Annotated in this window: 12 protein-coding genes; 7 read left to right on the top strand and 5 right to left on the bottom strand. The window is 35.6% G+C overall.

The window, feature by feature from the left end; all coding sequences use genetic code 11:
- Positions 1-41: 41 nt before the first annotated feature.
- The gene (gene thiL / locus WHC90_RS07260; RefSeq protein WP_188597812.1) at positions 42-1,091 is read right to left on the bottom strand and encodes a thiamine-phosphate kinase; all 1,050 of its coding nucleotides are present in this window, start codon (positions 1,089-1,091) and stop codon (positions 42-44) included.
- Between the two features lie 96 nt (positions 1,092-1,187).
- Positions 1,188-2,816 (bottom strand): M14 family zinc carboxypeptidase, encoded by a 1,629-nt coding sequence (locus WHC90_RS07255; RefSeq protein ID WP_188597811.1) that lies wholly within the window; start codon positions 2,814-2,816, stop codon positions 1,188-1,190.
- 232 nt (positions 2,817-3,048) lie between these two features.
- Between WHC90_RS07255 and WHC90_RS07250 the strand changes: the two genes are divergently transcribed.
- The 4 genes from WHC90_RS07250 to sufD all read left to right on the top strand — a co-directional run bounded on the left by WHC90_RS07250 (position 3,049) and on the right by sufD (position 7,122).
- Entirely contained in the window at positions 3,049-3,378 is a 330-nt protein-coding gene (locus WHC90_RS07250) for a HesB/IscA family protein (protein WP_188597810.1), read from the top strand.
- Between the two features lie 16 nt (positions 3,379-3,394).
- Positions 3,395-4,843 carry a Fe-S cluster assembly protein SufB gene (gene sufB, locus WHC90_RS07245; protein WP_188597809.1) on the top strand — a complete coding sequence of 483 codons (1,449 nt, stop codon included), beginning with the start codon at positions 3,395-3,397 and terminating at the stop codon, positions 4,841-4,843.
- 88 nt (positions 4,844-4,931) lie between these two features.
- Positions 4,932-5,678 carry a Fe-S cluster assembly ATPase SufC gene (gene sufC / locus WHC90_RS07240; protein ID WP_188597808.1) on the top strand — a complete coding sequence of 249 codons (747 nt, stop codon included), beginning with the start codon at positions 4,932-4,934 and terminating at the stop codon, positions 5,676-5,678.
- A 130-nt stretch (positions 5,679-5,808) separates the two neighbouring features.
- On the top strand, positions 5,809-7,122 hold the full coding sequence (gene sufD, locus WHC90_RS07235; RefSeq protein ID WP_188597807.1) for a Fe-S cluster assembly protein SufD: 1,314 nt from the start codon (positions 5,809-5,811) through the stop codon (positions 7,120-7,122).
- A 4-nt stretch (positions 7,123-7,126) separates the two neighbouring features.
- Here the strand turns inward: sufD and WHC90_RS07230 are convergent, their stop codons facing one another.
- Positions 7,127-8,455 carry a serine hydrolase domain-containing protein gene (locus WHC90_RS07230; RefSeq protein ID WP_188597806.1) on the bottom strand — a complete coding sequence of 443 codons (1,329 nt, stop codon included), beginning with the start codon at positions 8,453-8,455 and terminating at the stop codon, positions 7,127-7,129.
- A gap of 98 nt (positions 8,456-8,553) precedes the next feature.
- Between WHC90_RS07230 and WHC90_RS07225 the strand changes: the two genes are divergently transcribed.
- Positions 8,554-9,765, top strand: coding sequence for an aminotransferase class V-fold PLP-dependent enzyme (locus WHC90_RS07225; RefSeq protein ID WP_188598583.1), 1,212 nt, complete (start codon positions 8,554-8,556; stop codon positions 9,763-9,765).
- A gap of 193 nt (positions 9,766-9,958) precedes the next feature.
- Here WHC90_RS07225 and WHC90_RS07220 read toward each other — a convergent pair whose 3' ends face one another.
- Complete coding sequence (locus WHC90_RS07220; RefSeq protein ID WP_188597805.1) at positions 9,959-10,597, bottom strand: viroplasmin family protein; 639 nt, start codon at positions 10,595-10,597, stop codon at positions 9,959-9,961.
- Positions 10,590-11,159 (bottom strand): phosphoribosylglycinamide formyltransferase, encoded by a 570-nt coding sequence (locus WHC90_RS07215; RefSeq protein WP_188597804.1) that lies wholly within the window; start codon positions 11,157-11,159, stop codon positions 10,590-10,592. Before WHC90_RS07215 ends, WHC90_RS07220 begins: the two co-directional genes overlap by 8 nt.
- A gap of 177 nt (positions 11,160-11,336) precedes the next feature.
- Between WHC90_RS07215 and WHC90_RS07210 the strand changes: the two genes are divergently transcribed.
- Together WHC90_RS07210 and fabF are read left to right on the top strand one after the other, a co-directional pair.
- On the top strand, positions 11,337-11,573 hold the full coding sequence (locus tag WHC90_RS07210) for an acyl carrier protein (protein ID WP_068702406.1): 237 nt from the start codon (positions 11,337-11,339) through the stop codon (positions 11,571-11,573).
- Positions 11,574-11,580: 7 nt separating this feature from the next.
- Complete coding sequence (gene fabF / locus WHC90_RS07205; protein ID WP_188597803.1) at positions 11,581-12,831, top strand: beta-ketoacyl-ACP synthase II; 1,251 nt, start codon at positions 11,581-11,583, stop codon at positions 12,829-12,831.
- The last annotated feature ends 5 nt before the right edge of the window (positions 12,832-12,836 follow it).

Genomic DNA, 12,836 nt, shown 5'->3' with positions numbered 1-12,836 from the left:
AAAAGCCACAAAAAAAGAGATTTTGTGGCTTTTACTATTTTTTATTCTTGCTTGAGAGCATTCCAGCCTTGCGCCTTTAGTGCAATTTCTTGGTTGGCTCGAGTTACTAGGTTTAATCCCTGGTCTTCTGCAGTGATATGACCAATAATACTAAAATTTGGATTGCCTTTTATTTTATCAAAATCAGCAATAGGAACTGTAAATAGCAATTCATAATCTTCGCCGCCACTTAAGGCCACCATAGTGCTGTCGATATTAAACTCTTCACAAGCAGAAATTACCTGTGGGTCTAATGGAATTTTATCTTCATAAAGTTTACAACCAACTTTGCTTTGAGAGCAGATGTGCATGATTTCTGATGATAGGCCATCAGAGATATCGATCATTGACGTAGGTTGTACTTCTAGTTCTTCTAGGATGCCTTTTACATCTTTTCTTGCTTCTGGCTTTAACTGTCTTTCTATTAAATATGTATATGCATCCAAATCAGGTTGATTGTTTGGGTCTACCTGAAATACTTGTTTTTCTCTTTCGAGAACTTGCAATCCAAGGTAAGCAGCTCCTAAATCACCACTCACTACGATTAAATCAGTTTCCTGGGCGCCAATTCTATATACCACATCTTCTTCTTTTGCAGAACCGATGGCAGTTACAGAGATTAGCATTCCCTTTGTAGATGAGGTTGTGTCACCTCCAATTAAATCAATTTTATAGGTATCACAAGCCAACTTGATTCCGGCATATAATTCTTCAATTGCCTCTAGAGGAAAACGATTAGAAATGGCAATAGAAACAGTAATCTGTTCAGCAGTACCATTCATGGCGTACACATCAGATAGATTAACCATCACAGCTTTATACCCTAAGTGTTTAAGAGGCATATAGCTCAAATCAAAATGAACTCCCTCAATTAATAAATCTGTGGTAACAAGGGTTTGCTTGTCTGTTGCAGCCAATACGGCAGCATCATCACCAACTCCTTTTATAGTAGATGAGTTGTTGAGACTAAAATGTTTAGTAAGGTGATTTATCAAGCCAAATTCTCCAAGCTCGGACAAAGAGGTTCTTTGTGGGTTTTTATCTTCAATCATGCCGCAAAGATACAGCAATTCTATTTGTTTTTAAAGCAAAAAAAAGGGAGCGTGTTCTATAATACACCCCCTTTAAATTTATATGTTGTTTAAATATTATCTAACAGAATAATATTTAAAAACTGGATATTCAACCGCCTTAGTATCGACTCCTTGTGCTTTTAAATACTCATCAAAGAAATTCCAAGTAGCTAAACCATCATCAGATTGTGGCTCTAAAGTGTAAAAAGCTAAATTGGTTAATGGCTGTGCCATGTCTACCCAAAAGTCTCCTTTTTTAAAGGTTCTAGTTTTTGCAACATAGCTTCCCTCTAAAGTGGTCATAAAATGCCCTTCAAATTTACGTCTTGCATTGGTTAATTTTTCTACCATAAAAACTTCACCGGTAGCTCTCTTACGTCCCTTTAGTTCTGTAACTTCAATTCCTTGTTTTCTCAGGTGGTCCACAATCGGCTTCATTGATTTTGGTAAAAAATAACCACGTGGTAATGTTGTAGAAACTGTCGCATCAAATTTTGACAGGTTTTCTACATTGGGTACATCAATTATTTTTCCTGAACGAACATAGCTTTTTCTTCCGTTTTTATTTAGATAAGGTACGTAATCGTAGGTTCTGTAATTTTCAATTTTTTTCTCTAAAGGCACCATTTTAAAACGAACCCCTTTTTGAGCTTTACCTGCATTGCTGATTACATTTTGTATAGCATCTTTTTCTGCTTGCGCATTGATGCTCATCATTTTTTTACCATTTTTATGGGTAAATTCTAGAATTTCAGCAACAAAACCATAGGTTCCATTGATACGTGTATAAAAACGATCGTGAGCAAAAGCTTCACTTAAAATACCTACCTTATTACGCAATCCCATTTGATTTACGATGTATCTTGGATGGTGATTGTAAGTGTAAATAGAGGTTGGAGGCCAAGCTTTGTTTACAGAATAATATCCATAAGGACCGATCTTAACTTTGTAGTTTTCATCTGCTTTTTTTACCACTTCTGGCAATAAAACATCCCAAGTAAAATCATAAGGAGCTTTTTCTCCAGCATAATGATAACTTGGAGCATAGGTAATTCCGTAACCATGCCAGGTTCCGTTAGTGGTATGTAGATCAACCAACATTTCTGGATTCCATTTGTTTAATATGTTTTGAACCAGTCCGTTAGTTTCAAAAGCTTCCATTTTAATACCGTCTCTGTTTAGATCTAGCCCTTGGCTGTTTTCTCTGATTCCAACTTCAACAGGACTATCTTCTTGAGAAGGTCTTCTTCCTTGTTTCATTTTGTCATTAGAATCGGTGTTGTAGATTGGAGCAAAAAGAATAATTTGATTGTCTAATAAATGCTTTTTGTCTCCCAATAAGATATCTCGCATCAGTTGCAAAACAACTTCTTTTCCTTCTACTTCACCAGCGTGAATATTCCCTTGAATGTACAAGACTGGTTTGCCAGAGGCGATAGCTTCTTGAGGTGTTTTAATTGATGGGTTAGCCAAAATAGCAACAGGGATTTTTTTTCCTTCCTTACTGGTTCCCATATATTCTAATTGTAGCAAATCAGATTTTTTTTGCAAGGCCGTAATAAACGACATCACATCAGAATAGCTAGAGGTTTTTTGGTAGTTTGATTTTTCTGCAACAGTGATCAAATCTTCGCTCCATACTGTTTGCTGTGCACTCATTTGCCAGCAAAGAAGTAGGGTTAATACAGTGATTAGTTTTTTCATTTAGTTGTGTTTAATAAAGGTCAATAAAAGTAAGTCTAAATCCTTATTTGTAAATTACATAAAGCACTCTTTAACATTTTGTTAACAGTTTTCTTTGCCTTCAAAAACTAAAGTCTTGATTTATATCGATAATCCTTATTTGTCAATCAATTTTAATCATGCCTAAAGTTTACTAAAATGATATTTTGTTGCTATCTTTGCATCTAATTTTGATTTAATCTACATAAGAATTATGATAAAAGTTTCAGACATCGCTAAGAAAAAAGTGGTAGAGTTAATGACTGATGATGGTTTTGACACTGCAATACACTTTGTTCGTGTAGGTGTTAAAAGCGGAGGTTGCTCTGGCTTGTCATACGACTTAAAGTTTGACAAAAATCAAGCAGAAGGCGATAAGGTTTTTGAAGACAATGGTGTAAAAATTATTGTTGACAAAAAAAGTTTCTTGTACTTAGTTGGAACCACACTAGAGTATTCTGGTGGGTTAAACGGAACAGGTTTTGTGTTTAACAATCCAAACGCAAATAGAACCTGTGGGTGCGGAGAAAGTTTTTCGTTATAAAAAAGATTGAGAAATTATGAGTAAGTATACTGAAGATAATTTACGAGAAGAATTAAAGACCAAGGAATACGAATATGGTTTTTATACAGATATAGAAAGTGAAACCTTTGCAAAAGGGTTAAATGAAGATGTTGTACGTGCTATTTCAAAAAAGAAAAATGAGCCAGAATGGATGACCGATTGGCGTATTGAGGCTTATAGAGTTTGGGAAAAAATGACAGAGCCAGAGTGGGCAAACGTTAAATATCCTAAGCCAAATTTCCAAGAAATGTCTTATTATTCTGCTCCTAAAAAGAAGCCGAAATTAAACAGTTTGGATGAAGTAGATCCAGATTTGTTAGAGACCTTTAAAAAATTAGGAATTTCTATAGATGAGCAAAAAAAGTTGGCAAATGTTGCAGTAGATATCGTAATGGATTCTGTATCTGTAGCCACAACTTTTAAGAAAACGCTTGCTGAGAAAGGGATTATATTTATGCCTATCTCTGAAGCCATTCAAGAGCATCCAGAATTGGTAAAAAAATACTTAGGATCTGTAGTTCCAACTACGGATAATTTTTATGCAGCCTTAAATTCGGCGGTATTTTCTGATGGATCTTTTTGTTATATTCCAAAAGGAGTTCGTTGTCCAATGGAACTATCGACCTATTTTAGAATTAATGAAGGAGGTACGGGTCAATTTGAAAGAACTTTAGTTGTTGCAGATAAAGGCAGCTATGTTTCATATCTTGAAGGCTGTACAGCACCACAGCGTGATGAAAATCAATTGCATGCTGCAGTGGTAGAGCTTATCGCTATGGATGATGCAGAAATTAAGTACTCTACTGTTCAGAATTGGTTTCCAGGTGATGCAAATGGAAAAGGAGGAATCTTTAATTTTGTGACCAAAAGAGGGATCTGTGAAACCAATGCAAAAATTTCATGGACACAGGTAGAAACAGGTTCTGCAGTGACATGGAAATATCCAAGTTGTATTTTAAAAGGGAATAATTCTGTAGGTGAGTTTTACTCAATTGCAGTTACCAATCACTTTCAACAAGCAGATACAGGGACCAAAATGATTCATTTGGGTAAAAACACTCGAAGTACTATTATTTCGAAAGGAATCTCTGCTGGAAAATCACAAAATAGTTATCGAGGATTGGTTCAGGTTAGTGCCCGAGCAGAAAACGCCCGTAATTTTTCGCAATGTGATTCATTGCTAATGGGGAATGATTGTGGAGCACATACTTTTCCATATATCGAAGTAAAAAATAAATCTGCTCAGATAGAGCATGAGGCTACTACCAGTAAGATTGGTGAAGATCAATTGTTTTATTGTAATCAAAGAGGAATCGATACAGAAAAAGCAATTGCATTAATTGTAAATGGTTTTAGTAAAGAAGTTTTAAACAAGCTTCCGATGGAGTTTGCTGTTGAAGCTCAAAAATTATTAGAAATTAGTTTGGAAGGTTCTGTTGGTTAAACTCAAAAGAGCTTTTAAAAAAAGTATTAATAAAGTAGTTGAAAAACTAAAACCTTAAGACAGCTGTCTTGGGCTTTAAATTATTTATATGTTAAAAATTAACAATTTACACGCAAGTATAGACAATAAATCAATCTTAAAAGGATTGAATTTAGAGGTAAAAGCAGGAGAAGTTCATGCAATAATGGGTCCTAATGGTGCTGGAAAAAGTACTATGGCTAACATCATTGCCGGAAAAGAAGAGTATGAGGTTACAAACGGAATCATTGAGTTGGATGGTGAAGACATTAGCGAGTTGGCTCCAGAAGAGCGCGCTCATAACGGTGTCTTTTTATCTTTTCAGTACCCAGTAGAAATTCCAGGAGTTTCTGTAACTAACTTTATTAAAACTGCTATTAACGAGTCTCGAAAAGCAAGAGGTATGGAAGAAATGCCAGCCAAGGACATGCTAAAATTGATTCGTGAAAAATCAGAGTTGTTAGAAATGGATCGTAAATTTTTATCGCGTTCGTTAAACGAAGGTTTTTCTGGAGGAGAGAAAAAAAGAAACGAAATTTTTCAGATGGCAATGTTAGAGCCAAAATTGGCCATTTTAGATGAGACGGATTCTGGTTTGGATATTGATGCTTTGCGTATCGTAGCTAATGGTGTAAACAAATTAAAATCTAAAGACAATGCAGTGATTGTAATTACACACTATCAACGCTTGTTAGAATATATCGTACCAGATTTTGTACATGTATTGTACGATGGTAAAATTGTAAAGTCTGGAGATGCATCTTTGGCTTTAGAATTAGAGGCTAAAGGTTACGATTGGATTAAAGAACTCGTATAATCTCATCCTTGCATTTTTGCAAATTCTTTAAAAATTAAAATAAGATTTTTAAGAAGTTGAGAAGCTCATCACAGTGGAGTTTATATAAAAAAGATTTCGCACTAGCGGCGAAACTACAGAAAGAAAAAACATGGAATTAAAAGATAAAATTATTGAATCGTATGTGGCTTTTGAAAACAAAGTCAATGTCAATTCTGATATTCATGATATTAGATCTGAAGCTTTACATACTTTTGAAAAATTAGGCTTTCCTAGCAAAAAATTGGAGGCGTGGAAATACACCTCACTAAATGCTGTTTTAAAACAAGATTACTGTTTGTTTCCAAACAAAGAAAACACAGTAACCTTTGCTGATGTAAAGAAATACTTTATTCACGATATAGACACCTTTAAAGTTGTTTTTATCGATGGAAAGTACAGTTCTTTTTTATCGGACACCACTCATGATAATATGGATATTTGCTTGCTGTCTTCGGCCTTAGCAAAACCCAAATACAAAGCGGTTATTGAGAACTACTTTAACAAAATTGCCAAGCAAGACAATCTTACTTCTTTAAACACGGCCTTTGCAACAGAAGGAGCTTATATTTATATTCCTAAAAATGTTGAGGTTAACAAACCGATTGAGGTAATTAATTTTACAACTGGATCAGAACAAGCGACACTTTTGCAACCTAGAAACTTAATTGTTGCTGAGCAAAATGCACATGTACAAATTATAGAACGTCATCAAAGTTTAAATGATACACCTGTGCTAAGCAACGTCGTAACAGAAGTTTATCTAGCCAAAGATGCACAGGTAGATATCTATAAAATTCAAAATGACAATATCAATGCATCACTGGTAGACAATACCTATATTGAGCAAAAATCAAACAGTGTTGCCTCAGTTCATACCTTCTCTTTTGGAGGAAACATTACCAGAAATAACTTAAACTTTTATCAAAAAGGAGAGCATATCAACTCTATCTTAAAAGGGATTACAATTATCGAAGGTAAACAGCATGTAGATCATCATACTTTGGTTAATCATATAGAGCCAAATTGTGAAAGTCACCAAGATTATAAAGGGATTTTTGACGATCGTTCTACAGGTGTTTTTAACGGTAAAGTAATCGTAGAAAAAGAAGCTCAAAAAACCAATGCTTATCAGCAAAACAACAATATATTGGTTAGTGATAGATCTACCATTAATGCAAAACCTCAGTTAGAGATTTTTGCAGATGATGTAAAATGTTCACACGGTTGTACCATCGGACAATTAGATGATCAAGCTTTGTTTTATATGCAGCAGCGTGGAATCCCTAAAAAGGAAGCCAAAGCATTGCTTATGTATGCCTTTGCCAATACGGTTTTAGAAAGTGTTAAGATTCCTGAAGTAAAACAACGAATTACCAAATTGATTGCCTCTAAGTTAGGGGTTCAGATTGGTTTTGAATTGTAGTCTTTTACCGGGCATTGATGCTTGAAAGCACATGGCTCATAAACTCATTTTCATCGGCATTTTTACTTAGGCCCATTCTTACAATTACCAGGTCATTGTCTGGAAAGATATAAACATTTTGACCTTGGTATCCGTTTGCGGCAAACATGTTTTTTGGAACGTCTGGAAAGCGATTTCCGGCATTCAACCAAAACTGAGCTCCGTACCAACCATCAGAAGTAGGTGTTGGTGTAGTTGCATAATCAACCCAAGAAGCATTAAAAATTTGTGCTCCGTTCCAGTTTCCTTTATGTAGGTATAGCAAACCAAATTTAGCCCAATCTCTTGGAGTTGCCCAAGCATAAGAAGAGCCAACATAATTGCCTGCTAAATCAGTTTCTATGGTCATAGAACTCATACCTATTTTATCGATCAGTTCTGTATACCAAAAGTCTAAATAATCTTGATGATTTTTAAACTGCTGTCTTAAAATTCGGGATAATAAATTGGTGGTTCCTGAGGAGTAGTTCCAGCTTTGGTTAGGTTTTCCTGCAAGTGGTTTGTGAATCTGTTGTTGGGTCATGTCTCTTTCTAAAAACAACATTTTAGTTGCGTCAGAAATTTCATTGTAGTTTTCATCCCATTCTAAACCCGAGTTCATTTGCAATAAATTATGAATTGTGATAGCGCTTCTCTCATCATCTTTCCAAGCTGCAATCGGTGCTTTGTCTTGCACGTTTAAAAGGCCTCTACTTTGTAAAATTCCAAAAATAGTACCCGTGATACTTTTGGTCATGGACCAGCCTAAAATTTTTGAATCTTTGGTAAAGCCTTCGGCGTATTTTTCGGCAATTATATGATTTTTATAAACCACAACCACAGCCCTAGTTTTATTTTCTGGCTCAAACATGGCCGTAATCGCATTGTTTAAAAGCGTGTAATTAACCTCTTTAAAAAGACTGTCTTTTGGATTGGCGCTTCCGTACGGAAAAGCTGTATTTAGATCTGCTTTGGCTCTTTTAGGAGTTTTATAGTTTGCTGTTTGATCTGATTTTTTTAAACTTAAAACAGCCCCCAAACCTTCTCTGTAAATAGCTTTTCTAGTAAGCAGCCCAAAAGCTGATGAAGTGGCAAATTTTTCGGCTTGGTTGATATAGTTGCTGGCAAGGTTGATGGGAGAAAAATTATTATCTGTACTGTCAGTAAATGCCAGTGATCTGTCTGCTAAAAAGACAGAAGAAGCAGTGTTTTTTGCAGCATAACCGGCAATAATATTTAACTTAGGGTAGTTAAAAAAAACCGCAAGTAAAATTACGGTAAGAAGTAAAACAACTGTTTTTTTGAAGTATTTCATGATAAAAAAGGGATAAACGAGGTGTAAAGATAAGAATTTAAGCTTTTGATATGGCTGTTCTCTTTGCAAGCCTTATTTTTGTATTTCAATTTAAGATGATGTTTCCAATAGAAAGAATTAGAGCCGATTTTCCAATACTACAAAGAACCGTTCACGGTAAACCGTTGGTATATTTTGACAATGCTGCTACCTCGCAGACACCTCAAATGGTCATCGATGCTATTGTTGAATATTATTCAAAATACAATGCAAATATTCATAGAGGAGTACATACTTTAAGTCAAGAAGCAACGGATAAATACGAAGAAGCTCGACTTAAAATTCAAAAGCATTTAAACGCAGCAAAAGCCTATGAAATTATTTTTACTGCAGGAACAACTCATGGAATCAACATGGTTGCCTCTGGTTTTTCTGAGCTTTTAAAAAGTGGAGATGAAGTGATTGTTTCTGCCTTAGAGCATCACTCAAACATTGTTCCTTGGCAAATGCTTTGCCAAAAAACAGGAGGAGTATTAAAAGTAATTCCGATGCTTGACAACGGAACTTTAGATATGGATGCCTACGAAAATTTAGTAACTAGCAAGACAAAGTTGGTTTTTTGTAATCATGTATCCAATGCGCTAGGAACCATCAACCCAATAAAAAAGTTAATAGCAAAAGCCCATGCTGTTGGTGCTGCTGTTTTAATTGATGGCGCTCAAGCAGCTCCGCATATTAAACCAGATATGCAAGATTTGGATGCTGATTTTTATGTGTTGTCTGCTCATAAAATTTGTGGTCCTACCGGTGTTGGAGTCCTTTATGGTAAAGAAGCCTGGTTGCAAAAACTACCACCTTATCAAGGAGGTGGAGAAATGATAGAAACCGTTACTTTTGAAAAAACAACCTATGCAGGCTTGCCACATAAATTTGAAGCAGGAACTCCTAATATCTGTGGAGGAATCGCCTTTGGAGCGGCTTTGGATTATATGAATGCCATTGGTTTTGATGCAATTGCTGCATATGAACATGAGCTGCTGGCTTATGGAACAGAAAAACTACAAGAAATAGAAGGCTTAAGAATCTATGGAACTGCGGATAAAACTGCGGTAATCTCTTTTAATATAGAAGGTATCCATCCCTATGATATCGGTGCTATTTTAGATAAATTAGGGGTTGCTGTTAGAACCGGACACCACTGTGCACAGCCTATCATGGCTTTTTATAACATCCCAGGTACGGTAAGAGCTTCTTTTGCTTTTTACAATACCAAAGCAGAGATTGATGTATTGGTTGCAGCTGTTAAAAAGGCGCAAATGATGTTGAGTTAAGTTTTTTTGTTTAAAGGTTCAAATCTGCCTGCCTATTTCCTGCTGGAGACATTGCAGGAATAGGTTAAAAGGCTAGAGAAAAGAGAAATTTGATATACACAGCTTATATATTTTAATAAGATTTAGAATCTCGGTTTTAGTAGGTCGTTTAGCGCTGTTCTTTCTTCTCTTTTCTCTTTTCCAAAACCACCTTTTACTTTCTCCCAAAGTCAGCAGGAATTTCGCCCCATGCCTTGGTTTCCCATTTTAAGATTGGATTTTTATAGCTGTTTTCTTTAAGCCATTTTTCGGCTCGTTTAATAAGTATAAGTAAGTCTTGATTGCTTTGATCAAAGACGATGTTGGTTCTGCAAGCTTTTTTCTTTACCCAACTCATAGCGATTTTTGAATCAGAATAAATAGGAATGTCTTCTTTATTTCGGGCCTTTAGAAAGGCCAAACCGTGAACCAAGGCTAAGAACTCACCTATATTATTGGTTCCTTTTTGATAAGGTCCCTGAATAAAGAGTTGCTTTTTTGAGTGGGTGAGCACTCCTCGGTATTCCATCTTACCCGGATTGCCACTACAGGCTGCATCAACAGAGATGCTTTCTAAAATAGGAGATCCGTAGCTTGCTTTTTCTGTAGCCGTTAATGTTGCTTTTTTGGTGTTTTTACCTTTGTATGAAGCGTAATTTTTGTTGTAAGCCAACTGCGCTTCTGTTTTATCTGCAAAGGCTTTGTATTGAGCGCCTTCAAAGCCGTCAATTTGTTTTTTGCAATCGTTCCAAGAAGAAAAAACTCCTTTTTTACGACCGTTCCAGACAACATAATATTTTTTTTGTTTAGCCATTCTTTAGTACTACTTCTTCTACAACTTTAGGAAAATGTGCATACTCTAAAGTATGAATTTTTTGGGCAATATCATCAGCAGAGTCCGTATTTTTAAGTTGCGTTTTGGCTTGAAAGATAATGGCCCCTTCATCATACTGTTCATTGACATAATGTATGGTGATTCCTGTTTCTGTTTCTCGGTTGGCTTTTACGGCTTTATGAACGTGCATTCCGTACATGCCCTTTCCACCATATTTAGGTAATAAGGCAGGGTGAATATTTATGATTTTGTTTGGGAAGGCGCTAATCAGTTCTTCTGGAATTTTAAGTAAAAATCCAGCTAAAACAATATAATCATAGTCTTTAGCTAAGGTCTTGATAAAGCGCTCAGAGTTGTTTAAGTCCTCTTTTGTAAAGAAATCACAAGGAACTTCTAATCTTTTACAGCGATCAAAGACCCCTGCATCCCTTTTATTACAGTATACTTTGCTTACTGTTACAGTTTTTGAATTTTTAAAATAATGTATGAGATTCTCTGCGTTAGAACCTGATCCTGAGGCAAAAATGGCAATTCTATGCATCTTTATGGTTTTTTATCAGTACAAAAAAAAGCATAATTATTAACAATGTTGATTAGTTTATGAATTCTTTAAAGATTTTTTTTTACTTTAGATTCCACAATTTTTATGTAAAAGTTAGAATTAAATAATAAGATTCGTATTTTTGCATCGATTTTAAATTTTTAAACTTATAAAATTATGTCAGACATTGCATCAAGAGTAAAAGCTATTATCGTAGACAAATTAGGAGTAGACGATAACGAAGTAACAAACGAAGCTAGCTTTACAAACGATTTAGGAGCAGATTCTTTAGATACTGTGGAATTAATTATGGAATTTGAAAAAGAATTTGATATTCAAATACCAGACGATCAAGCAGAGAATATTGGAACTGTAGGTCAAGCAGTAAGCTATATCGAAGAAGCAAAAAAGTAATTTTCATATGCAATTAAAACGAGTTGTAGTAACTGGGCTTGGTGCTTTGACACCAATAGGTAATAATATACAAGAGTATTGGGATGGTTTGGTTAACGGAGTTAGCGGAGCTGCCCCGATCACGTATTTTGATGCCACAAAGTTTAAAACTCGTTTTGCTTGCGAATTGAAAAATTTTAACGTAACCGACTTTATTGATCGTAAAGAGGCCCGAAAAATGGACCGATTTACTCAGTATGCGATGGTTGCATCAGATGAGGCAATAGCTGATTCTGGATTAAATGCCAATGATTCAGATCCTGATAGAATTGGTGTTATTTGGGGAGCGGGTATTGGTGGTTTAGAGACTTTTCAGAACGAAGTGTTAAACTTTGCTGCTGGAGATGGATCACCAAGGTTCAACCCTTTCTTTATCCCTAAAATGATTGCAGATATTGCTCCAGGGCAAATATCAATCAAGCATAATTTTAGAGGACCAAATTTTGCAACAGTTTCTGCCTGTGCATCGTCATCAAACTCTATTATAGATTCCTTAAATTACATTCGTTTAGGCATGGCCGACGCGATAGTTACTGGAGGTTCTGAAGCAGCAGTTACGATAGCAGGAATGGGTGGTTTTAATGCTATGCATGCATTATCTACAAGAAACGATGATCCAAAAACAGCTTCGAGACCTTTTGATAAAGATCGAGAAGGTTTTGTGTTAGGTGAAGGCGCTGGTGCTCTTGTTTTAGAAGAGTATGATCACGCTGTAGCACGTGGTGCTAAAATCTATGCAGAAGTTATTGGAGGAGGACTTTCTTCTGATGCATATCATATTACAGCTCCACATCCAGAAGGATTGGGTGCCAAAAATGTGATGATAAACTGTTTAAAAAATGCGGGTATTGAAGCAAGTGATGTTGATGCAATCAACATGCACGGAACTTCTACACCTCTAGGAGATATTGCAGAATCAAAGGCTATTAAAGAAGTCTTTGGAGAGCACGCTTACAAGATTAACCTAAATTCTACCAAGTCAATGACTGGTCACTTATTGGGTGCTGCTGGTGCTATCGAAGCAATTTCTTCGATTTTATCAATGGAACACGGTATGATACCACCAACTATCAATCATTTTACAGATGATGAAGGCATTGATAATAAACTCAATTTTACATTTAATAAGGCTCAGAAACGAGATGTTAAAATAGCATTGAGTAATACCTTTGGTTTTGGAGGTCATAATGCTTGTGTCGCTTTTAAAAAGCTTGATTAATATCT

The sequence above is a fragment of the Polaribacter pacificus genome (genome assembly GCF_038024035.1).
In the GTDB taxonomy this organism is placed as follows: domain Bacteria; phylum Bacteroidota; class Bacteroidia; order Flavobacteriales; family Flavobacteriaceae; genus Polaribacter; species Polaribacter pacificus.
The sequence above is the reverse complement of the archived record's forward strand: the minus strand, read 5'-3'. Positions and strand labels throughout refer to the sequence as shown.